This window comes from Streptomyces venezuelae (assembly GCF_008642295.1).
Classification (GTDB): domain Bacteria; phylum Actinomycetota; class Actinomycetes; order Streptomycetales; family Streptomycetaceae; genus Streptomyces; species Streptomyces venezuelae_C.
This window is the reverse complement of sequence record NZ_CP029190.1, coordinates 786,037-806,254: the sequence shown is the minus strand read 5'-3', so window position 1 is coordinate 806,254 and position 20,218 is coordinate 786,037. Positions and strand designations below refer to the sequence as shown.

Here is a 20,218-nt window from a genome sequence, read left to right as displayed (position 1 = left end):
TTTATGATCGTTACTGACCGGTATGGGTGTGCCGTTGAATGTAAGAGTGCCAATGGTGGTTGGCAAGGTTGCTCGACCGCCGCCATCAGGCCAACTCCTACTGTTGCGTACGGGGTTCCGTGTGCAGCAGTGAGGCGACTTCCGCGTCCACCCGCCGGGCCATCGCCCGCGCGAACTCCGTGGTCACCACCTCGCCGGCGACCGGACGCAGCGCCGCCACCGCCTCCGTGACATGCTCCAGCTGCGCGGCCGAAAGCCGCCCCAGCCCCTCCGGGCCGATCACATGCCGACGGAACAGGGCGACAAAGCGGTCCGCGAGCGCCGCGGCCTGACTCTGTACGAATTCCCCCGCGTCCAGGATCTCGGAGAGCGGCACCCCCTGCCGCACCAGCGCCACCGTCGCCTCCAGCAGCCGCCGGCTCGGGAAGGTGACCGTGTCCCCCTCGACGCGTACGTACTCCAGCGCCGCCGCCCGCCGGGTGTCCTGGGGCGTCGCCGCCGGGCCGAACAGCTCCCGCAGCTCGGCCAGGGTCATCGAGACCGGTACCTCCTGCACCCAGTCCCGGGTCATCTCCCGCTCCAGGCCCAGCAGTTGGGCGATGCCACCGCCCTGCTCCCAGGCGGCCAGCAGCTCGGCGATGCCCTGCACCGTATAGCCGCGGCCCAGCAGGTCGTCGATCAGCCGCAGCCGGACCAGGTGGTCGTCCGAATACCAGACGATCCGGCCCTCCCGGCGCGGCGGGGGCAGCAGCCCGCGCTCCTGGTAGTAGCGCAGATTGCGCACCTTCACCCCGGCCGCCCGGGCCACTTCCTCCCGGCGGTACCGCGCGCCGCCCGCCCCGCCCCCTGCCCGCTCGCTGCTCACGCGGCCGAGTGTAGGACGTACTGGCTGGTCACATGGGCCGTGGACGCTTCTCCCGCTTGACCGCCCGCAGGACCACGAACCTCGGCTCGCTCGCCACGACTTCACTGTTGCCGAAGAGCCGCCGCAGATGCGTGTGGTAGCCCATGTGGCGGTTGGCGACCACCCACAGCTCGCCGCCCGGCCGCAGCACCTTCCGGCTCTGCGCGAACATCCGCAGCGCGGTGGCGTCCGTGGTCGCCTGGTGGGAGTGGAACGGCGGATTGTTCAGCACCAGGTCCACCGATCCGGGCGGCAGGTCCGCCACCCCGTCGCCGACCAGGAACTCCGCGCGCCACCGGTCCGTACGGACATTGGCCTCGAAGGTGGCCCGGGCCGAGGCCACCGCCTGGTACGACTCGTCGGTGAAGACCACCTCGGCGTCCGGGTCCGCGACCGCGACCGCCGTACCGACCACACCATTGCCGCACCCCAGGTCCAGGACCCGGGCCCCGGCGGTGTTGGTGGGGATGCTCTGGAGGAAGAAGCGGGTGCCGACGTCCAGACGGTCCGCACAGAAGATCCCGGCGTGGTTGACCACGGTCAGACCGGCTCCGGAGCCGCCGTCCTCGTCCACCGTGTAGCGGAGCGGCCACGGGTCGCCGGCCGCGCGTCCGGCGGAGAGGAGCCCGGGGTCCGGGGTGCAGAAGATCAGCCGCGCCTTCTTCTCGGCCAGCGAGGTCCGGGTCGGGCCGATGATCTTCTCGAACAGCTTCAGGGTGGAGGTGTGGATCTCCTTGACCATGCCGGTGCCCACCACGACCGTGCCCTCGTGCAGGTGCGGGGCCAGCCGGTACAGCTGGTCCTCCAGCAACGCCAGGCTCTTGGGCACCCGTACCAGCAGGACGTCGATGCGCTCCGGCGGCGCGTCCTGCGTGGTCAGCAGCCGCACGCTGCCGGCCGGGGCCCCGGCCCGCGCCAGATTGGCCTCGGTGGCCGCGTGGGTCAGGGCGGAGTCGGTGATCTGCGCGGGCCGGTACGCGGCGAGCGCCGTCACCAGCGCACCCCACCGGTCCCCGAGCACGGTGATCTGCCCGGCACCGGCCAGGTCCACCGGCCCGCGCTCCCCGGTACCGGAGTCGAGGTGGCGCAGCAGGTACTCGTCGGCGGCATCCCAGGCGCGCAGCCGGTCGCGCGGGTCCTCGGGGAAACGGGTGAGCTCACAGGAGCCGAAAGGCGTGGTCAGACGGTTCATCGTGGCCCCAGGCTAACCGAGCCGGGGCCCCGGCCCCGCACGCCCGGGGCCCGCCCCGGGCGTGCGTGTCGGCTATTCGGGGAACTCGCCGGCCATCGCCGCGGCGAGCCGCAGGTACGGAGCCGCCTCGGCGGCCCGGCCCTGCCGCTCCAGAGTGCGCCCCAGCAGCAGCTGCGCGTAGTCCTCCACCGGCCAGCGTTCCAGGATGCCGCGCAGCTCCGTCTCGGCGCGCCACAGCTGCGCCGAGTGGTAGTAGGCGCGGGCCAGCAGCAGCCGCGGAGCCAACTGCTCGGGGACCTCGCCGGCCAGCGTGCGCAGGACGAGCGCAGCGGTGGCGTACTCCTTCGCATCGAAGAAGAGCCGGGCCCGCTCCCAGCGCTCGGCGGCCGTTCCGTGCTCGAAATAGGTCGTCGGGGCGTTCATGGTGCCTGCAACACGGGTGGCACGTGGAACATTCCGGGGAACGGTTCCCCCTCGCGGGGCTACGTTGTGCCCATGAGCAATCTCGATCGTCAGCCCGCACTCTCCGCCTGCGGCGGCCGGGGCTTCGTCGTTGCCGAGCCCGTACGCGAACTCCTCAGCCCCCGCCAGGTCAAGCTCGGCGAAGCCACCGAGGTCCGTCGGCTCCTCCCCAACCTCGGCCGCCGGATGGTCGGCGCCTGGTGCTTCGTCGACCACTACGGCCCCGACGACATCGCCGGCGAGCCCGGCATGCAGGTGCCCCCGCACCCGCACGCCGGTCTGCAGACCGTCAGCTGGCTGCACGAGGGCGAGGTGCTGCACCGGGACAGCGTGGGCAGCCTGCAGACCGTCCGCCCGCGCGAGCTCGGGCTGATGACCTCCGGCCGGGGCATCAGCCACTCCGAGGAGAGCCCCAAGCGGCACGCCCGCTTCCTGCACGGGGCCCAGCTGTGGGTGGCCCTCCCGGACGCCCACCGCGATGTCGAACCGCACTTCCAGCACCACGCCGAGCTGCCGCAGGTCACCGCGCCCGGTCTGACCGCCACGGTGATCCTGGGCACCCTGGACTCGGCGACCTCGCCCGGGACGGCATACACCCCGATCACCGGCGCCGACCTGGCCCTCGCAGCCGGCACCGAGACCCGCCTCCCGCTGGACCCGGACTTCGAGTACGCGGTCCTGTCGATGTCCGGCGAGGCCCACGTCGACGGCGTCCCGGTCCTCCCGGGCTCGATGCTCTACCTGGGCTGCGGCCGTACCGAACTCCCGCTCCGGGCGGTTTCGGACGCGGGCCTGATGCTGCTCGGCGGGGAACCGTTCGAGGAGGAGATCGTGATGTTCTGGAACTGGATCGGCCGCTCGCACGACGACATCGCGCAGGCCCGCGAGGACTGGATGACCGGAACCCGCTTCGGCGAGGTAAAGGGCTACGACGGCCCTCCGCTTCTGGCCCCGGAACTCCCCCCGGCCCACCTGAAGCCCAGGGGAAGGGTGCGTTGACCTGCTGGTTTCTGTGGACGAGGGCTGGGTGTCGTGCTCGCGCCCAGCCTTCCGTTTTTGGTCTCGCAGAGGAAGTCGCCGGGCAGGGTGGTGCGAGCCTTCGGTGCCGACGATCGAGTCTCATGTGTTGCAGGCTGTAACCAGGTTTGGTCGGACGAATGCTGACCCTTTGCTGACTTTACTGACGAGTAGGTAGATCTGGCTGCTGGTCGAGGGCCGCGGGCTGGCCGGCGTGCACTTCCATATCTGGAGGTGCCGCACGCCTCCGCGGACGAGCATGGCGAGGGGTGAGGCGATGCGTTGCCAGGGGACGTCGTCCACGCGGGCCCATGGTGCCCGGTCGATCAGCGGGGATGCGGGATCACCGGTGACCCACAGCGGGGCTATGCCGTTCGCGCGCGCATGGGCGGAGCGTCGGTGGACCGTGCTCGCGCTGATGGGGGAGTACTGGGCTTCCCAGCCGACACGGCCCGCGGGCCCGGAGACCAGGACGTCCGTGACGATCCGCCGGTCGGAGGACCGGGCCTCGACCTGTACGTCGAGGCCGTGACGGGACGCCGTACGGGCGATCCGCTCCTTCATCGCCTTGTGCTTGTCGCTCTCATGGGGCGTGGCGACATGGGTCACGGGCAGATGCGCGGCTACCAGAGTCTGCCGCCCGCCGCGGCGTTGCCGGCGCACGAACATCCACGGGCTCTTCTCTGCCTGCGCGCACTCACAAGAGCCACCTTCGTAGTCCTGGAGGCACTGGAGCAGGTCGCGGGTGGCCAACGGGGTGTACCACACCAAGTACGGCATAAAGATCAACCTGACGCACCAGGATCGTGTATGACGGTAAGGCAGCTCAGAGCCGCGCAGAAGAGGGCGTTTCGGTGCCGCCGAGCCTCTTCCCGTACTCCGGTCAGCGGTCGGTGGGGTGTTCCGTGATCCAGCGGGCCGCGAGGAGGCCAAAGCCGGCGGTGAGTACGGCTGCCGCGATGACGGTGGCGTCATGGTCCGGCTGCCGATGAGGGCGGCGAGTTGCGCTCGGGCGTCGGCCCGGCCTCAACGAGGCCGCCGGATGCACCGCCGTCGGCGTCACCGCCGTCCCCTCACCGGCTACCTAGCCACTCACACGTGATCACCCAGGCCACCGAGCACCCCGCGGTACTCGAAACTTGCCCGGCCCTCCAGCGGCTCCACGGTGCTCGGATCACGGTGCTGCCCGTGGACGGCACGGGTCTCGTGGAGCCGGCCGACCTCGCGGCGGCGCTCAGCGACGACACGGTCCTCGTATCGGTCATGGCCGCCAAACAACGAGACCGGCGCCCTCCAGCCAGTTGCGGAACTCGCTGCCCTCGCCCACGCGCGGGGCGCACACTTCCATTGCGACGCCGCTCAAGCGGGGCGCGGCCGAGCTGTACGTACGCGACGGTGTGCAGCTGGAGCCGGTCGTCTACGGCGGCGGGCAGGAGTGCGGCCTGCGTGCGGGGTCCGTGTCGCGGCTCTCAGAGACGGGTGGCTGTCCGCACCTGCGAGCGGAGCGACCGTGCCACGTCCACATCGAAGGGTTCGGTGCTGGGGGTGAGCATCGCCGCAGCGGCTGTGGCCACCCCCAGAGCGCAGGCGCTGACCGGATCCTCTCCGGCAGCCAGCTGTGTGGTGACGGCGGCGACCATGCTGTCTCCCGCACCTGCATCGCTCAAGGCCTCGCCGGGCAGCGGCGGTACATGGAGCTCGGTGTGGCCATCGCGGGTCGAGCACAGCGCGCCCAGCGCTCCGAGCGTGGTGACGGCGATCTCGGCGGCCCCCGTGGTGACCAGCCGTTCGTTGAGGGCCAGGGCGTCATCGAAACCGGTGACGGGCCGACCGGTCAGGCTCTCGGCCTCTGTCCGGTTGCACCTGAACAGGAACACGCCCTCGGCGAGCGCGGCCCGAAGCGCCGGCCCGGAGGTGTCCAGGATCAGCCGGGACCCGGCTTCCCTGACACGGCGGGCAACGGCCGCGAAATAGTCGTCTCGCAATCCGCCTGGCAGGCTGCCGCTGGCCACGACGTACGGACAACCGCCGATGAGCTGCTCCAGCACCTCCAGACACCGTTCTCCCTCGTGCTCCCGTAGCTGCGGGCCGGGTGGCACGACGTGGTAACTGCGATGCGAACTGGTCTCGAAGAGCACGAGTGCTTCGCGGGTGTCATCGTCGATGCCGACGGCGACGTGGTCGACGCCTTCTTCGTCCAGCAGCCGGTTGAGGCGCAGACCGACCTCGCCTCCCGCGGTGTGGACGGCGGTGGCCCGTCCTCCGAACCGCCCGACGTGACGTGCGACGTTGATTCCTCCGCCCCCTACGGCCACCGCTCGGACCCGGGCACGGTTCTTGCCGGTGCCCTCCAGGTGTTCGACCTCCCAGCAAAGATCGACAGTGGGATTCATCGTCAAGGTGACGACGGGCTGACTGGACGGGTTCTCCGATGTCCCCGCACCATCGGGAATCCCGGCGGGGGAGGGGTCCGGCGTTGCTGCCGTGGTCACAGCGGTGCCCCGTCAGTCGTGATGGCCTCCGGCGCGCGCGGCGCCTGGTGGATGGGCCGGAACCGCTGGTTCGGCGCCCCTGGCGCATCCGGGAATGGGCGCCCGCGGCCACAACGGTCGTCCGGATCGACCGCCCCATCGATCCGGCGCTGCGACGGAAGCGTCATCGCGCTCACCTCCGTGGACAGCGACACGTCTGCCTTGAGTTCCATACTCAGACAGCCTGCCGTCACATGCATGCCGGCTCATTGCCGGGCCTGCCTCTCGTCCTCGTCTTCTCCTGGAGCAGCAGCTTTCCCGGGGCTTGTGGTTCGGTGTGCGCCTCAAGCAGGGAGCGGACGTCGACGACGCCCTCCACGGACCGACCAGAGCGGTTACGACGGGCCCGTCTGCGGGCCTGCGGTGTGCGTGGCGACGTAGCGGGCGCACCCGTCGAGGGTGGTGAGTGAGGGGTAGTCCCGTTCCGGCAGGGCGAGTTCCGTCCGTGCACTGAGCGCCTCGACGAAGTTGAGGAAATCCAGTGATCATTGCGAGGGCTTCGTCGCGGGTCACAGGTCCTCCGGGTGCTGGAGCCCGTCGTTTCGGTCGCTGCGACACGTACGGCCGGGAGCTGCTCCGGGGAGGGGATTACGGCCCGCCTGGGGTCGTACGGGGGAGGTTTGACTCCGACGAGCGGGTTGTCGTCAAAGAGTCCCAGGCAATGGGAGTCGAGAAGGATCGCCTTCAACTTGTCGTAGGCATTGGACCGGGCTGCCAGGCCGGCAGCGGCGTCCGGCAGACCGCTCTGCGCGGAAGGGCCGACTGGGCCCCATCGCAAACCGAAGGACCTATCGCCGGACACAGGTCCGAGGGCCCACAGTGGCAGCGGACACGAGATGAAGGGGGAGGGGCGAAAGGAGAGCACCGCCATGACCACCGCCCGGGACATCATGCACGCGGGCGCCAACTGCGTGCAGGAGAACGAAACCCTCATGGACGCCGCGCGGCGCATGGGCGAGCTCGATGTCGGAGCTCTTCCCATCTGTGGCCCGGACGACCGGTTGCACGGCATCATCACCGACCGGGACATCGTGGTGAAGTGCCTGGCCAAGGGCAAGGACCCGCACCGCATGACGGCGGGCCAGCTGGCTCAGGGCAAGCCGGTCACCGTCGACGCCGATGCCGACAGCGAGCAGGTTCTGCGGACCATGGAGCAGCACCGCATCCGGCGCCTGCCGGTGATCGCCGACCACCGCCTCGTCGGCATGATCAGCGAGGCGGACCTGGCCCGTCACCTGTCCGAGGAGCAGGTCGGGCATTTCGTGGAGACGGTCTGCGCGACCTCGTGAGAACGTTGATCGCTGTTCGCGGGGTGCTCATGCTGCGAGTGCCCCGCAAAGGGAGGTGCTGTCATGACGCACCCGGCGCCTGAGAAGGCTGCCCAACGGCCTTCGGAGGACGAGCACCGGATCGACGCCGTGCACGTCGAAGGTGATGTCTACGCCGTCGAGGTACGTGGCCACCGGTTCCTGGTCGACCAGCCCGTGGACGCGGGCGGAACGGACCGCGCGCCGACGCCCACCGAGCTGTTCGCGGCGTCGCTGACCACGTGCGTCGCCCACTACGCGGGGCGCTACTTGCACCGCCACGGCCTGTCGCGCGACGGCCTGCTCGTGCGTACCCGGTTCACGCTGGCTGCCGACCACCCTGCCCGCGTCGCGTCCGTCCGCATCGTGATCGTGCCGCCGCCCGGACTGCCCGAGCAGCGCCGCGCAGGCCTCCTGGCCGTCGCCTCCCACTGCACCGTCCACAACACGCTCCGCCACCCGCCGGAGATCGGCATCGAGCTGGAGGCGTAGCCGGCACCCTGTTGCACCCTGTTGCGGGCTCGATCAGGCCGGGCGGAACGTGTCCCGGTCAGTCCAGGGGCACCAGCGCGACTGGTGCGGGGCTGTGGTGGATCACCGCGTGTGCGACGTGGCCGATGTGCGGGCCGAGCGGTACCTTGCGGCTGCGGCGGCCGACGACCAGGAGCGCTGCTCCCTGCGCCGCGCTCACCAACCGCAGGCCGGGCGAACCGGTGACTACCTCGTGAGTGACGCTGACTCCCGAATAGGTCTTCTGCCAGGGTTGCAGCAGTTCCGTCAGCCGGTGCGCAGCATGCTCTCCGAGCTCGTCGCCGATGTGCGGGTCCATCACCCCGCCGTACACGTATACGGGCGGCAGGCTCCAGCAATGCACGATGTGCAGGGCGCCGCCCCTGCGCGCGGCCTCGGTGAAGGCGAAACCGAGGAGCCGGTCGCTGATGTGGGCGAGGTCGACACCTGCGACGATCCCGCCGGCAGCGGGGGCGTCCCCCGTTCCGTCCGCGGGCGTCCGGACGAGGACGACCGGGTGCCGGGCCCTGCCGACGACCGCCAGCGACACCGAGCCGATGAGATATCCGCTGATGCCGCCGAGGCCTCGGGAGCCCAGCACCGTCAGCTCTGCCTCGTCCGCCGCATGGGTCAGCACCTCTGGGGGGCGGCCCCGGACACTGCGTGTGCTCACCTCTACGGACGGCTGGTGCCGGCGCGCCAGCTCGGCGGCGTCGTGGAGGAGCGCTGCGGATCGGTTCGGCTGTGGGGAGGACCGGCCTTCAGGGGTTTCCGGCCCAGTCTCCACGTGGAGCAGGTCCAGCGCCACATCCCGAAGCGCTGCTTCCTGTGCGGCCCACGCCACTGCTGCGAGGCTCTCCTCGGAGCCGTCAACGCCCACGATCACCAGGGCCGTCATGGCGAGCCTCCTTGCGGTTCCCACGCGTGCGCGGACTGATTACACAGTCCAGCTTCCTGCCGTGCCCGCTCGCCCCACAGGGCCGACAGGGGCCGCGCCGGGTCCGAAGGGCCCAACCTCTTGTCTGCCGTCGATGTGAGGCTTGGCGCGCCCCAGTGGGCCAGGCTGTGCGCGTGTCGCGCACGAACCGGCCCGGGCCGTGCGGTGGTATTCGCCCATGCATACCGCAGTGGCGGTGGTGGCCGCTCTGTTGTCCGCCCTGACCTTCGGGCCCCTGGTCCTAATCCAGCCAGTGGCCGCCACCGATCTCGTTCTTCGCCCTGCCACTCCTGGCCTGAGGCCGCAGGATGAGGCTGCGTCGCCAGGATGCGGCCGGCATCGCCTGCACGACCGGGGGTGTCGCGATATTCCTGGCCGTGCTGCCGCCGGCTCCGGAAGGCACGGCCATCCCCGCCGTTCGGCAATGGCTTCCCGTGCTCGTGGCCATCGCGAGCGCGGTCGTGCTCCTGGCGGAGATCGGTCGGCGAAGCCTGGCGACCATGCGAACGGCCCTCTACGCCACCGGCGCCGCACTGACATTCGCTCTGCTCGACGGCCTGACGAAGAGCGTCGGGGGTCGGTTCCGGACCGACGGGTTCGGCGCACTCGGCCACTGGGAGCTGTATGCGGTCGTCCTCGTGGGCGTGATCGCACTGGTCTTGTCGCAGAGCTCCTACCAGGCGGGCTCGCTGGCCATCAGCCTGCCGCTCATCGACGGCCTCGAGCCTGTGGGCGCGGTACTGATCGGGGTGGCCGTCTTCGGCATCCTGGACAGGTCACCGCTGGCGCAGGCCTGAGCCAGCCGGCCGCCTCAGCCGGTGGCTGTTCATGCCGTGGTACGTGACGTGAGCCGGCAGCGGACGTCGACGATGCCCTCAACGGAGCGGGTGAGGCGATCGGCCAAGGGGATCAGGCTGCTGTCCCGGATGTCGCCGGTCAGGGTGGCGACCCCTTGGGAGACCGTGACCTTCACGGCTTCGTGGGAGAGCGGGAACAGGCGCTCGACCACGCTCTGGCGGATCTCGGCGGTCAGTTCCTCGTCGGTGCGGAGGAATACCTTGAGGAGGTCGGCTCGGCTGACGATGCCCTTGATGGTGCCGTCGGCGTCGACGACCGGGAGGCGCTTGATGTGGCGGTCGGCCATGAGGCGGGCGGCCTGGGGGAGGGTGGCGTCGGGGCGGATCGTGACCGCCGGGGTGGTCATGAGGTCCCCGGCGCAGGTGGAGCCGGCCTTGTTGGTGTCGCCTAGGCGGCGCATCTGCTCGATCAGGCCCGGGCGGTGCTCGTGGAACTCCTCCTTGGGGAGGAGGTCGGCCTCGGAGACGACGCCGACGACACGGCCCTCGCCTTCGAGGACGGGGAGCGCGGTCACCTTCCACCGCTCCATTGCGGCGGCGATGTCCTTGAAGCCGGTGGTGGGGGTGACGGCGATGACCTTGGTGGTCATGACGTCGGCGACGGTGTACGGGGTGGAGGTCATGGCGGGATCCTCAGCGTGCGTGGGCGAGCGGGGTTCCGCTGCCGTAGGGGGCGAACAGATCGAGGAGCCGGGTGCGGGCGGAGTCGAGCCGGTCGGCGATGACCGCGGCCACGGCGGTGGAGACGGACCGGCCGACAGCCGAGTCCTCCTGGCACAGCTCCCGTACGGCGGCGGCGTCGAACTCCAGGGCGCGCACCTCGCGGGAGGCGGTGGCTCCGAGGTGCCATGTGTACGGGCGGAACATCCAGGACCAGCCGAGCAGTTCGCCGTAGCCGAGGGTGTCGATGACGGCGTCCTTGTGGCCGGGGACGTGAATGTCGAGGTCCACGGTGCCGCACTCGATGATCCAGAACTTCTCGGCCCGCTGGCGCTCCTTGAAGATGCGGGTACCGGCCGGGAACGTCACCTGGCGGGAGTGGGCCAGCAGGGCCTCGCGGGCTTCCGGAGCCATCTCTTCGAGGATGCCGTGCATGGTGCTCATGGTCTGCCTCCAACCCTTCCCCCTCACCCTGCGCCAGGCGGCGTCCGTGCCGGAAGGGCCGCGCGGTGCACACCGCGGGACCGTCCGGCCCACCTCAGCGGACCAGGACGGCCTCCCCGGGCCTGGGCACGATGGCTGTCCAGCCCAGCCCAGCTCGTGCTCGATCCGGGCCCGCAGGGCATTGGCCGCGGAAGCCGTTCCGGACCAGGCGCGGCAGGCAGCCGCAGTGGTCGAGGTGGGCGTGGGGTGACGACGACGGCGTGGATGCGGCGGCGTCACACGGGAGCCTGTCCCGGTTGCGGCGCCGCAGGTCCGCGACACCCTGGAAGAGCCCGCAGCCGACGAGGATCCGGGCGTGGTCGCTCTCGACGAGGAACGTGCTGCCGGTTTCCACCGTCGCACCGGCCGGGCTCCGCGGGAGGGGCCCGACCGGTCCCGGGCAAGGGGCCGACCGGCCCAAGCGGGCCGAGGCGATACGGGCACAGCCTGGCGGTGACCCCTTTCGCACCGCATCACAGAGAGAAGGCCGCGCCATGAAGGCACTCGTCTTCCACGGGCCCGGACAGACCTCGTGGCAGGACGTCCCGGACCCCTCGATCAAGGACGCCGCCGACGCGATCGTCCGGGTCGACGCCGTCACCATCTGCGGCACCGACCTGCACATCATCAAGGGCGACGTTCCCGAAGTGGAGCCCGGCCGGATCCTCGGCCACGAGGCCGTCGGCACCGTCGTCGAGACCGGCGGCGACGTCCGCACCGTCCGCCCCGGCGACCGCGTCCTGATCTCCTGCATCTCCGCCTGCGGACGCTGCCGCTTCTGCCGCGAAGCCCGCTACGGCCAGTGCCGTGGGGGCGGCGGCTGGGTCCTGGGACACCTCGTCGACGGCACCCAGGCCGAGTACGTACGCGTCCCGTTCGCCGACCTCTCCGTCCACCCGCTGCCCACCGCCCTGCCGAGCCACGAGGCGGTCCTGCTCGCGGACATCTTCCCCACCTCGTACGAAGTGGGCGTCCTCAACGGCAGCGTGCGCCCCGGCGACACGGTCGTCGTGGTCGGTGCGGGGCCCATCGGGCTGGCCGCCATCGCCACGGCGGGGCTCTACAGCCCGTTCCGGATCATTGCCGTCGATCTCGCCGCCTCCCGGCTGGCCGCTGCCCGTGAGCTCGGCGCCGATGCCACCGCGAGCGCGCAGGAGGAGCCGGAACGGCTGGTGGAGGACCTGACCGACGGCCTCGGCGCCGATGTGGTCATCGAGGCGGTCGGCGTGCCCGAGGCGTTCGAGATGTGCACCCGCATGGTCCGCCCTGGTGGCCGGGTCGCCAACATCGGCGTTCACGGCAAGCCCGCCACCCTGCACCTCGAAGACCTGTGGATCAAGGACGTCACCCTCACCACCGGTCTCGTCGACACCTACTCCACCCCCATGCTGCTGCGGATGATGGCGGCGGGCCGACTGCCCGGCGCCGCGATGGTCACCCACCGCTTCGAGCTGGACCAGATGGAGGAGGCCTACGACGTCTTCTCCCGCGCCGGCGACACCGGCGCCCTCAAGGTCGTCCTCGGCGGACCGCAGCACGACACGGTCGCCGTACCGCCCCAGGAGCAGTGATCGCCATGATGAGCACCCCACGAACGCCGTCCATGCCCCCCGGCGGGACAACCGGACGCACCGATCTGGGCCGTCGTCTGGCGGCCCGCCGCGAAGCCCTCGGCCTCAGCCGCGAGGACCTGGGCCGGCGATGCGGAGCAGACGGCAATTACATCGCCTACCTGGAGGATCACGCTGCCTCTCCCCCCATCGGCACCCTCGTCCGAGTCGCCGACGCCCTCGGGGTCACCGTCGGCGACCTCACCGGTGCCGGAGCCGACCGTGTACCGGGTCGGTCCACCGCACGGCGCGACGCCGTACTTGTGCCGTTGGACGAGAGCGAATGCCGGAGGCTGCTCGGCACCCACGGGGTCGGCCGCATCGCCGTCTTCACCCCCCAAGGCCCGGCCATCCTCCCGGTCAACTACATGCTCGCGGGCACCGCCATCGCCTTCCGTACGTCGGCGCAGGCCGTCGTTGCCCGAGCCGTGGGAACCGAGGTCGCCTTCGAGATCGACCACATCGACGACGTCAATGCGGACGGGTGGAGCGTGCTGGCCGTCGGCGAACTCGAGGCCGTCCCGGATGACGAGGGACAGCACCTGGCCGTCATGGCCCGGTCCCAGCCCTGGGCCGGTGGCATCCGCACGCACTGGATGAAGATCACCCCGGTCCGGCTCACCGGCCGCCGCGTGGTGCACGGCTGATGGCCGTGGTGCGCGCCGTCGTCTTCGACACCGACGGAGTCCTCCTCGCCACGGCGGCCCGGCACGCCGCCGCCTGGAAGGAGGCCTTCGACGGCTGCCTCGCCGCGTGGGGACGGCTCACCGGGGAACGGCCGCGCCCCTTCGACCCCGTTCACGACTACCGTGATCTGGTGGACGGGCGGTCCCGGCTGGACGGTGCCCGCGCCTTCCTCGCCGCACGCCGCATCGGCCTCCCCGTCGGAACGTCCGGGGATCCGCCGGGTTGCGGCACCGTGCACGCAGTCGCCGCCCGCAAGGAGCAGATCTTCTCCCGGACGGTGCGGGCCGAAGGCGTGGAGGCCTTCGACGATGTCCGCCCCGCGCTCTTCCGCCTGCGGGAGATGCAGGTCGGATGCGCGGCTGTGTCGGCCTCGCGGCACGCCCGCTCCCTCCTCGAATCCGCGGGCCTCGTCGGCTCACTCGACGCCGTCGTGGACGGAAACGATGCGGATGTGCTGGCCCTTCCGGGCAAGCCCGACCCCGCCCTCTTCCTCGAGGCGGCCGACCGGCTCGGCGTCGGCCCTCAGTACTCCGCCGTGGTGGAGGACGCGCTCGTCGGCGTCGAAGCGGGACGCCGAGGCCGCTTCCGCCTGGTTGTGGGACTCGCCCGCGACGGCGGCCCGGACGGTGCGGACGCCCTGCGTGCGCACGGAGCCCACCTCGTGATGCCGGATCTCGGTGGTCTGCCCGCCGCGCTCGACGGGCGCCGGCCGTGAACACGTTCCGGCACTGGGAGTACCACCGCTACGACCCCAAGACCGAGAGGCTGGTCGAGTCCCTGTGCACCCTCGGCAACGGCCGCTTCGCCACCCGGGGCGCGGCCCCCGAGAGCACCGCCGGCGCAGTCCACTACCCGGCCACCTACCTGGCCGGCTGCTACAACCGGCTGACGTCCATCGTCGCCGGGCGCGCGGTCTCCAACGAGGACATGGTCCGCCTGCCGGACTGGACCGCCCTGCGCTACCGCTGCCTGCCCGACGGCGCGCCGCCCGGCGACTGGCTCACCCCTGACCACCCGACGCTGCGCCACTGCCACGTCTCGCTGGACCTGCGCACCGGAACGCTCACCCGTCGCATGCTCTTCCACGATGCCGAAGGCCGCCGACTGGGTGTGACCCATACCCGCCTCGTCCACATGGGCGACCCGTACCTGGCCGCGCAGCGCACCGTCTTCACCGCGTACGGCTGGAGGGGGCGGATCGAGGTCGAGTCCGTGCTCGACGGCGAGGTCACCAACGCCGGTGTGGACCGCTATCGAGCCCTTGCCGGAGGCCATCTCGTCGCCCACCGGGCGGGAGTGGAAGCGGAAGGCGTCGCCTGGCTGTCCTGTACGACATCGGCCTCCCGGGTACGGATCGGGCTCGCGGTCCGGACGTCCTCGCGGCCGTTGACGTATGTCGACAGGCGGTGCACGGCCGGCACTGCGACACAGAGGTCCGCCATGCCCATCCGGCGTGGGCGGCCGGTCGTGGTGGTGAAGACCGCTGCCCTGTTCAGTTCGCTCGACCGCCCTCTCGCCGACCCCGTGCGACACAGCATCGAGTACGCAGGCCGGGCTCCGGACTTCCCCACCCTGCTGGCATCCCACCGGGCGTCCTGGCAACGCATCTGGAACGAAGGGGAGTTGATGACGGCAGGGGAGAGTGGCAGGATCCTGCGCCTCCACGCCTTCCATGTCCTGCAGACCCTCTCGCCGCACACCGCCGAACTCGACACCGGCGTCCCCGCACGGGGCCTCCACGGCGAGGCGTACCGGGGCCACGTCTTCTGGGACGAACTGTTCGTCCTGCCCTACCTCGCCCTCCACTTCCCCGAGACCGCCCGCGCGCTGCTGATGTACCGGCATCGGAGGCTGCCCGCAGCCCTGGAGGCGGCGCGCCGGGGAGGTGTCAGAGGGGCGATGTTCCCCTGGCAGAGCGGCAGTTCCGGCGCGGAGGAGACACAGCGGGTGCACCTCAACCCCCGCTCCGGCCGCTGGTTGCCCGACCACTCCCGCCTCCAGCACCACGTGAACTCGGCCATCGCCTGGAACGTCTGGCAGTACGGTCTCGCCACCGGCGACACCGGCTTCATGCACGGTCAGGGCGCCGAACTCCTCCTGCACATAGCTCACTTCTGGGCCGACTCCGCGGACTGGGACGAGAGCCTGGGCCGCTACCGGATCCGCGGCGTCGTCGGCCCGGACGAGTACCACGACGCCTACCCGGGCGCCGCCGTGCCCGGCATCGACGACAACGCGTACACCAACGTCACCGCGGCCTGGGTGCTCGCCCGCGCCCTCGACCTGGACCAGGAGCTGTCGGCCGCCCGACGCGCCCAGCTCCACGCGAACCTCGGCCTCGGCGCGGACGATCTTGCCGTGTGGGAGGAGATCTCGCACCGCATGTACGTCCCCTTCCACCGTGATGTGATCAGCCAGTTCCACGGCTACGGCGACCTCGCCGAACTCGACTGGGACGCGTACCGCGCCCGCTACCACGACATCCGCCGCCTCGACCGCATCCTGGAGGCCGAAGGCGACACCCCCAACCGCTACCAGGCGTCCAAGCAGGCCGACACCCTCATGCTCGGATACCTCTTCCGCCCCGCGGAACTCGCCCGGCTGTTCGCCCGTCTCGGCTACGTCCTCGACGACGCGCTCTGGGCGAGGACGGTCGCATACCACCTCCGCCGGACCTGCCACGGCTCCACGCTCAGCAGCCTCGTCCACGGCTGGGTCCTCGCCCGTCAGCAGGGCCCGGACGCCTGGCGGTACTGCCGGGAAGCCCTGCTCGGCGACATCACGGACGTCCAGGGCGGAACCACCGGCGAAGGGATCCACCTCGGCGCCATGGCCGGCACCCTCGACCTCGTCGAACGCGGCATCGTCGGACTCGACCCCGCCACCGACGGCCTGCACATCGACCCGATGCCGCTCTCCGAGATCCCCGGCTCCGCGTTCTCCGTCTCCTACCTCGGCCACCGTGACATCCGCATCCGGTTCCGGCCGGGCCGACTGGGCGTCCGCGTCCCGCCGTCGCTCCTCGGCCCGGTACCCCTGGTCCTTCCGGGCGGCCGGCGCGAGCAGGTCGCCGCCGGCCGGGAACGGTGGTTCCGCCTGCCCACGGGCTGACGCTCGCGTGGCGGTGCGTCCGTGACTCGCACACGCTGGACGTAGAGAGTCGGAAGGGGTGAAGGGCATGGACACGCAGGATGAGGCCCCGCGGATCGTGGTGGGCGTAGACGGATCGCCCTCCTCCCAGGCCGCACTGCGCTGGGCGGTACGGTACGCCGGCCTGGTCGGCGGGAAGGCGGAGGCGGTCACGGCCTGGGAGGTCCCCGGCGAAGCATCGTGGTCGGCCCCGGCAGTGGATGCCTCGTTCGACGAGGAAGAGGCGGAAAGGCTCCTGGTCGAAGAGGTCCGCACCGTACTCGGCGAGGACGGCGCCGCCCTGGTGCACCAGCGCCTGGTGCACGGCCACCCGGCCGAGGTCCTGGTGGACGCGGCCAAGGGAGCCGACATGCTGGTCGTGGGCAGCCGCGGGCGCGGCGGATTCCGTCGTGCCCTGCTCGGTTCGGTGAGCCAGCAGGTGGCCCTGCACGCCCCGTGCCCGGTGACCATCGTCCGCCCGGACCTGTCCACCGGGTAGATTCCGCCCTGCCGTCGCGGGCAGCGGTGGCCTTGCGCTGCGTGCGGCCGGGCTTCGGCATGCCCGCCCACCGAGGCCGTGGAAGCCCGTCACTGCCTGAGTTCGCGCGGCGGAGCGTCCACGGTGCAGTGCTCTCTTGCGGCCTGATGGGCAGAGAGGACGCCGAGGTCAGTGGCGAGCCCGCCCCATCGGTACCCGTGGGCCGATCGGCCCCGCACCCTGGCCCGCTCGGCACTGCGTGCGGGGTGGGGCGCGGCGTGATCGTGGAACCCGGACGCCGCTCAAGGCGCCGTTTCCCGAAGCGGGTGACCACGATGCAGCGCACACGGATCCAGACCCGGCCGAAGCAGCCCCACAAGCCTGCCCCGCTGGACCTGCGCACACCGTCCGGCCGTCCCCTGCCGTACTGAGCACCCGCACCGCCCCGCAGGCCCGGAGGACGTCATGAACAGCACGCGACGCGTCATTCCGTTCACCCAGCTCTGCCGCAACGACGTCAGCCGCGTGGGCGGGAAGAACGCCTCACTGGGCGAGCTGATCGTTCAGCTGGCCTCGTCCGGCGTAACCGTACCGCCAGGCTTCGCCACGACCGCCGAAGCCTACGGAGAGCTACTTGACCGGCACGGGCTGCGCACCCGCATCGAGGAACAGCTCGACCGGTTCCACGACGGCGCCGCGCTGGAGGACGTCGGCGAGGCGATCCGGTCTTTGATCACGGCCGCACCGCTGCCCGAGGCACTCCGGGACGGCATCGCCGCCGCGTACGAAGAACTGGGCCGCGCGGTGGGCCGGCCCGAGCCCGAGGTCGCCGTGCGCAGCAGCGCCACGGCCGAGGACCTGCCCGAGGCCAGCTTCGCGGGCCAGCAGGAGACCTACCTGAACGTGCGCGGCACCGAACAGCTGCTGGATGCCGTACGTCACTGTTTCGCCTCCCTCTACACCGACCGGGCCATCGACTACCGCGAGCGGATGGGCTTCGACCACCTGCGGGTCGCGCTCTCCGTCGGTGTCCAGGTGATGGTCCGTTCCGACCTGGCCGGCGCCGGGGTGATCTTCACCCTGGACCCCGAGAGCGGCTTCCCCGGGGTCGTCGTGGTCAGCGCGGCCTGGGGGCTCGGTGAGACCGTGGTCAGCGGGCAGACCGACCCTGACGAATACACCGTCTTCAAGCCCTCCCTCAAGGACCCGGTCCTGAACCCCGTCATCGACGTGCGCGTCGGCGCCAAGCGCCGCAAGGCCGTCTACGCCGTGCACGGACTCACGGACACCGTGGACACCACCGCCGAGGAGCAGGCCCGACGCGTCCTGACCGACGCCGAGGTACGGCAGCTCGCCGAATGGGCCGTCGCCGTCGAGGAGCACTACGGCTGCCCGATGGACCTGGAATGGGCCAAGGACGGGATCACCGGCGGCCTGGCGATCGTCCAGGCCCGGCCGGAGACCGTCCAGTCCCGCCGACGTGCCACGACACTGCGCCGCTGCCGCCTCACCGGAGCCCCCGGCAAGGTCCTTGCGGAAGGCATCGCGGTCGGCGAGGCCGTCGGTGCCGGACCGGTACGGCTGCTGGACACCCCCGTCGAACTGGACCGCTTTCCCGCGGGTGCCGTACTCGTCACCTCGATCACCGACCCCGACTGGGAACCGATCATGAAGCGGGCCGCGGCGATCGTCACCGATCACGGAGGCCGCACCTCCCACGCGGCGATCGTCAGCCGGGAACTCGGCGTGCCGGCCGTCGTCGGCACCGGGAACGCCACCGAAGTCCTGCACGATGGCGACCACACCACCGTCTCGTGCACGGAAGGCAGCCGCGGCAAGGTGTACGCGGGCCTGTTGCCGTACGAGGAGACCGAGACCGACCTGGCCGCGCTGCCCGCCACACGGACCCGGGTGATGCTCAACCTCGCCGACCCGTCGGCGGCCTTCCGCTGGTGGCGGCTGCCGGCCGACGGTGTGGGCCTGGCCCGCCTGGAGTTCATCGTCGCCCACCAGGTCAAAGTCCACCCCATGGCTCTCCTGCACCCCGACCGCCTGGACGCCGCCGACCGCTGCGCCGTCGACCAGCTCACCGAGGGATACCTCGACCGCACCGCCTGCTTCACCGACCGCCTGGCGTACGGCATCGCCCGGATCGCCGCCTCCCGCTGGCCCGACCCGGTCGTCGTCCGCACCAGCGACTTCAAGACCAACGAGTACGCCAAGCTGCTGGGCGGCAGGCCCTTCGAGCCGGTGGAGGCCAACCCGATGATCGGCTGGCGAGGTGCCAGCCGCTACTACAGCGACGGCTACCGCGACGGCTTCGCCCTCGAATGCCGGGCCCTGCGCCGGGTGCGCGACGAGATGGGCCTGACCAACGTCATCATCATGATCCCCTTCTGCCGCACCCTCCGGGAAGCCGACCGGGTGCTCGACGTGATGGCGGCGGAGGGACTCCGCCGGGGCGAGAACGGCCTCAAGGTCTACGTGATGGCGGAGATCCCCGCCAACATCCTCCTCGCCCAGGACTTCGCGGCACGCTTCGACGGTTTCTCCATCGGCAGCAACGACCTCACCCAGCTCACCCTCGGCGTCGACCGGGACTCCGAAGCCCTCGCCGAGGTGTTCGACGAGAACGACCCGGCCGTCACCGGCCTCATCCGGATGCTCGTCCCACAGGCCCAGGCCGCAGGGCGTCCTGTGGGCCTGTGCGGTCAGCGTCCCAGCGACGACCCCGCCTTCGCCGCCTTCCTCGTCCACGCCGGGATCGACTCCGTCTCCGTGGCCCCGGACAGCTTCGCCGCCGTCAAGCAGCACGTGGCAGCGGCCGAGGAGCACGGGCACGGAGAGGGCCGAATGGTCCCTGCCGGGAACCGTCCGACCCAAGCGGAGCCGCCGCCGGCCGCGTGACAGTGGCTTCAGCCCGCTCAAGGGGAGACAAGGAGGCACGGCCATGACCACCAAGCGAGTCCTGGTCGCCTACGGGACCAAGCACGGCGGCACCGCAGGCATCGCCGAGCAGATCGGCCGGACGCTGTCCGAGGACGGCCTCGAGGCCGTCGTGCTGCCCGCCGACGGTGTCCGCGATGTCCGCGGCTACGACGCCGTCGTCCTCGGCGGCGCCCTCTACGCGGGCCACTGGAGCGGCAAGGCCAAGCGCTGCGCCGAACGCAACGCCGAGTCCCTCCGGCACCGCCCGGTGTGGCTGTTCAGCAGCGGCCCCCTCGACCGCTCGGCCGAGGAGCGCGACATTCCCCCGGTTCCCGCCGTCGCCCGGCAGATGCAGCTCATCGGCGCACGTGAGCACAAGACCTTCGGCGGCAGCATCACGGCCCGCACCCCCGGCCTCCTCGCCCGGTCGATGCTCCGGCAGGGCAAGGGCGGGGACTATCGCGACCCCGGGCGCATCCAGGAGTGGGCCCACCACATCAGCGCCGAGCTCACCGCCGCCTGAGCG

General features: G+C 71.2%; 21 protein-coding genes and 1 pseudogene. 13 read left to right on the top strand and 9 right to left on the bottom strand.

The genetic code is table 11. The annotated features are described in order from the left end of the window. Positions 1-97 precede the first annotated feature (97 nt). The 3 genes from DEJ50_RS03705 to DEJ50_RS03695 all read right to left on the bottom strand — a co-directional run bounded on the left by DEJ50_RS03705 (position 98) and on the right by DEJ50_RS03695 (position 2,519). Positions 98-865 carry a MerR family transcriptional regulator gene (locus DEJ50_RS03705; protein WP_223837574.1) on the bottom strand — a complete coding sequence of 256 codons (768 nt, stop codon included), beginning with the start codon at positions 863-865 and terminating at the stop codon, positions 98-100. Between the two features lie 28 nt (positions 866-893). Further along, positions 894-2,096: a methyltransferase gene (locus tag DEJ50_RS03700; RefSeq protein WP_150205954.1), complete on the bottom strand. Its 1,203-nt coding sequence runs from the start codon at positions 2,094-2,096 to the stop codon at positions 894-896. 72 nt (positions 2,097-2,168) lie between these two features. After that, a complete protein-coding gene (locus tag DEJ50_RS03695) occupies positions 2,169-2,519 on the bottom strand; it encodes a tetratricopeptide repeat protein (protein WP_150205953.1) in 351 nt (116 codons plus the stop codon). A 72-nt stretch (positions 2,520-2,591) separates the two neighbouring features. On the opposite strand from DEJ50_RS03695, the gene DEJ50_RS03690 reads away from it, so the two are divergent. Then, positions 2,592-3,557, top strand: coding sequence for a pirin family protein (locus tag DEJ50_RS03690; protein WP_150205952.1), 966 nt, complete (start codon positions 2,592-2,594; stop codon positions 3,555-3,557). 120 nt (positions 3,558-3,677) lie between these two features. On the opposite strand, the gene DEJ50_RS03685 is transcribed toward DEJ50_RS03690, so the two are convergent. Next, the gene (locus DEJ50_RS03685) at positions 3,678-4,355 is read right to left on the bottom strand and encodes a hypothetical protein (RefSeq protein WP_150205951.1); all 678 of its coding nucleotides are present in this window, start codon (positions 4,353-4,355) and stop codon (positions 3,678-3,680) included. A gap of 318 nt (positions 4,356-4,673) precedes the next feature. On the opposite strand from DEJ50_RS03685, the pseudogene DEJ50_RS35140 reads away from it, so the two are divergent. Beyond that, a pseudogene (locus DEJ50_RS35140) lies at positions 4,674-4,787 on the top strand (cysteine desulfurase NifS); the annotation flags it as partial. After that, positions 4,741-5,124: an aminotransferase class V-fold PLP-dependent enzyme gene (locus tag DEJ50_RS03675; protein WP_263399170.1), complete on the top strand. Its 384-nt coding sequence runs from the start codon at positions 4,741-4,743 to the stop codon at positions 5,122-5,124. The pseudogene DEJ50_RS35140 and the gene DEJ50_RS03675, both read left to right, overlap by 47 nt. On the opposite strand, the gene DEJ50_RS03670 is transcribed toward DEJ50_RS03675, so the two are convergent. Together DEJ50_RS03670 and DEJ50_RS03665 are read right to left on the bottom strand one after the other, a co-directional pair. Continuing rightward, a complete protein-coding gene (locus tag DEJ50_RS03670) occupies positions 5,045-6,067 on the bottom strand; it encodes a 1-phosphofructokinase family hexose kinase (RefSeq protein ID WP_150205949.1) in 1,023 nt (340 codons plus the stop codon). The two genes, DEJ50_RS03675 and DEJ50_RS03670, sit on opposite strands and share 80 nt — an antisense overlap. Continuing rightward, on the bottom strand, positions 6,064-6,279 hold the full coding sequence (locus tag DEJ50_RS03665) for a hypothetical protein (protein WP_150205948.1): 216 nt from the start codon (positions 6,277-6,279) through the stop codon (positions 6,064-6,066). The genes DEJ50_RS03670 and DEJ50_RS03665 overlap by 4 nt, the downstream gene beginning before the upstream one ends. 696 nt (positions 6,280-6,975) lie before the next feature. Between DEJ50_RS03665 and DEJ50_RS03650 the strand changes: the two genes are divergently transcribed. Both DEJ50_RS03650 and DEJ50_RS03645 read left to right on the top strand, forming a co-directional pair. Further along, positions 6,976-7,395 (top strand): CBS domain-containing protein, encoded by a 420-nt coding sequence (locus DEJ50_RS03650; RefSeq protein WP_150205947.1) that lies wholly within the window; start codon positions 6,976-6,978, stop codon positions 7,393-7,395. Between the two features lie 63 nt (positions 7,396-7,458). Continuing rightward, positions 7,459-7,905, top strand: a complete 447-nt coding sequence (locus tag DEJ50_RS03645; protein ID WP_150205946.1) for an OsmC family protein — start codon at positions 7,459-7,461, stop codon at positions 7,903-7,905. A 58-nt stretch (positions 7,906-7,963) separates the two neighbouring features. Here the strand turns inward: DEJ50_RS03645 and DEJ50_RS03640 are convergent, their stop codons facing one another. Continuing rightward, positions 7,964-8,821, bottom strand: coding sequence for a universal stress protein (locus DEJ50_RS03640; protein WP_150205945.1), 858 nt, complete (start codon positions 8,819-8,821; stop codon positions 7,964-7,966). Between the two features lie 347 nt (positions 8,822-9,168). On the opposite strand from DEJ50_RS03640, the gene DEJ50_RS03635 reads away from it, so the two are divergent. Then, positions 9,169-9,657, top strand: coding sequence for a DMT family transporter (locus DEJ50_RS03635; RefSeq protein WP_150205944.1), 489 nt, complete (start codon positions 9,169-9,171; stop codon positions 9,655-9,657). 29 nt (positions 9,658-9,686) lie between these two features. Here DEJ50_RS03635 and DEJ50_RS03630 read toward each other — a convergent pair whose 3' ends face one another. Beyond that, on the bottom strand, positions 9,687-10,340 hold the full coding sequence (locus tag DEJ50_RS03630) for a CBS domain-containing protein (protein ID WP_150205943.1): 654 nt from the start codon (positions 10,338-10,340) through the stop codon (positions 9,687-9,689). Between the two features lie 10 nt (positions 10,341-10,350). Beyond that, the gene (locus DEJ50_RS03625) at positions 10,351-10,821 is read right to left on the bottom strand and encodes a cyclic nucleotide-binding domain-containing protein (RefSeq protein WP_223837573.1); all 471 of its coding nucleotides are present in this window, start codon (positions 10,819-10,821) and stop codon (positions 10,351-10,353) included. 533 nt (positions 10,822-11,354) lie between these two features. Between DEJ50_RS03625 and DEJ50_RS03615 the strand changes: the two genes are divergently transcribed. The 7 genes from DEJ50_RS03615 (at position 11,355) to DEJ50_RS03585 (ending at position 20,215) form a co-directional block, all read left to right on the top strand. Then, entirely contained in the window at positions 11,355-12,431 is a 1,077-nt protein-coding gene (locus tag DEJ50_RS03615) for a zinc-dependent alcohol dehydrogenase family protein (protein WP_150205942.1), read from the top strand. A 5-nt stretch (positions 12,432-12,436) separates the two neighbouring features. Beyond that, positions 12,437-13,117, top strand: coding sequence for a helix-turn-helix domain-containing protein (locus tag DEJ50_RS03610; protein ID WP_150205941.1), 681 nt, complete (start codon positions 12,437-12,439; stop codon positions 13,115-13,117). Beyond that, a complete protein-coding gene (locus tag DEJ50_RS03605; RefSeq protein WP_150205940.1) occupies positions 13,117-13,872 on the top strand; it encodes an HAD family hydrolase in 756 nt (251 codons plus the stop codon). Before DEJ50_RS03610 ends, DEJ50_RS03605 begins: the two co-directional genes overlap by 1 nt. After that, positions 13,869-16,268 carry a glycoside hydrolase family 65 protein gene (locus tag DEJ50_RS03600; RefSeq protein WP_150205939.1) on the top strand — a complete coding sequence of 800 codons (2,400 nt, stop codon included), beginning with the start codon at positions 13,869-13,871 and terminating at the stop codon, positions 16,266-16,268. The genes DEJ50_RS03605 and DEJ50_RS03600 overlap by 4 nt, the downstream gene beginning before the upstream one ends. A 67-nt stretch (positions 16,269-16,335) precedes the next feature. Next, positions 16,336-16,785: a universal stress protein gene (locus DEJ50_RS03595; RefSeq protein WP_190344252.1), complete on the top strand. Its 450-nt coding sequence runs from the start codon at positions 16,336-16,338 to the stop codon at positions 16,783-16,785. Between the two features lie 444 nt (positions 16,786-17,229). Continuing rightward, positions 17,230-19,671 (top strand): phosphoenolpyruvate synthase, encoded by a 2,442-nt coding sequence (gene ppsA / locus DEJ50_RS03590; RefSeq protein ID WP_150205938.1) that lies wholly within the window; start codon positions 17,230-17,232, stop codon positions 19,669-19,671. A gap of 43 nt (positions 19,672-19,714) precedes the next feature. After that, positions 19,715-20,215, top strand: a complete 501-nt coding sequence (locus DEJ50_RS03585) for a flavodoxin domain-containing protein (RefSeq protein ID WP_150205937.1) — start codon at positions 19,715-19,717, stop codon at positions 20,213-20,215. Positions 20,216-20,218: the final 3 nt, after the last annotated feature.

Excerpts from the sequence above, each read along its gene's own strand:
- DEJ50_RS03605 (WP_150205940.1), top strand. The coding sequence starts at position 13,117 with ATGGCCGTGGTGCGCGCCGTCGTCTTCGACACCGACGGAGTCCTCCTC.
- DEJ50_RS03685 (WP_150205951.1), bottom strand. The coding sequence starts at position 4,355 with ATGCCGTACTTGGTGTGGTACACCCCGTTGGCCACCCGCGACCTGCTC.
- DEJ50_RS03665 (WP_150205948.1), bottom strand. The coding sequence starts at position 6,279 with ATGGAACTCAAGGCAGACGTGTCGCTGTCCACGGAGGTGAGCGCGATG.
- DEJ50_RS03695 (WP_150205953.1), bottom strand. The coding sequence starts at position 2,519 with ATGAACGCCCCGACGACCTATTTCGAGCACGGAACGGCCGCCGAGCGC.
- DEJ50_RS03690 (WP_150205952.1), top strand. The coding sequence starts at position 2,592 with ATGAGCAATCTCGATCGTCAGCCCGCACTCTCCGCCTGCGGCGGCCGG.
- DEJ50_RS03640 (WP_150205945.1), bottom strand. The coding sequence starts at position 8,821 with ATGACGGCCCTGGTGATCGTGGGCGTTGACGGCTCCGAGGAGAGCCTC.
- DEJ50_RS03635 (WP_150205944.1), top strand. The coding sequence starts at position 9,169 with ATGAGGCTGCGTCGCCAGGATGCGGCCGGCATCGCCTGCACGACCGGG.
- DEJ50_RS03615 (WP_150205942.1), top strand. The coding sequence starts at position 11,355 with ATGAAGGCACTCGTCTTCCACGGGCCCGGACAGACCTCGTGGCAGGAC.
- DEJ50_RS03700 (WP_150205954.1), bottom strand. The coding sequence starts at position 2,096 with ATGAACCGTCTGACCACGCCTTTCGGCTCCTGTGAGCTCACCCGTTTC.
- DEJ50_RS03650 (WP_150205947.1), top strand. The coding sequence starts at position 6,976 with ATGACCACCGCCCGGGACATCATGCACGCGGGCGCCAACTGCGTGCAG.
- DEJ50_RS03595 (WP_190344252.1), top strand. The coding sequence starts at position 16,336 with ATGGACACGCAGGATGAGGCCCCGCGGATCGTGGTGGGCGTAGACGGA.
- ppsA (WP_150205938.1), top strand. The coding sequence starts at position 17,230 with ATGAACAGCACGCGACGCGTCATTCCGTTCACCCAGCTCTGCCGCAAC.
- DEJ50_RS03610 (WP_150205941.1), top strand. The coding sequence starts at position 12,437 with ATGATGAGCACCCCACGAACGCCGTCCATGCCCCCCGGCGGGACAACC.
- DEJ50_RS03585 (WP_150205937.1), top strand. The coding sequence starts at position 19,715 with ATGACCACCAAGCGAGTCCTGGTCGCCTACGGGACCAAGCACGGCGGC.
- DEJ50_RS03645 (WP_150205946.1), top strand. The coding sequence starts at position 7,459 with ATGACGCACCCGGCGCCTGAGAAGGCTGCCCAACGGCCTTCGGAGGAC.
- DEJ50_RS03625 (WP_223837573.1), bottom strand. The coding sequence starts at position 10,821 with ATGAGCACCATGCACGGCATCCTCGAAGAGATGGCTCCGGAAGCCCGC.
- DEJ50_RS03630 (WP_150205943.1), bottom strand. The coding sequence starts at position 10,340 with ATGACCTCCACCCCGTACACCGTCGCCGACGTCATGACCACCAAGGTC.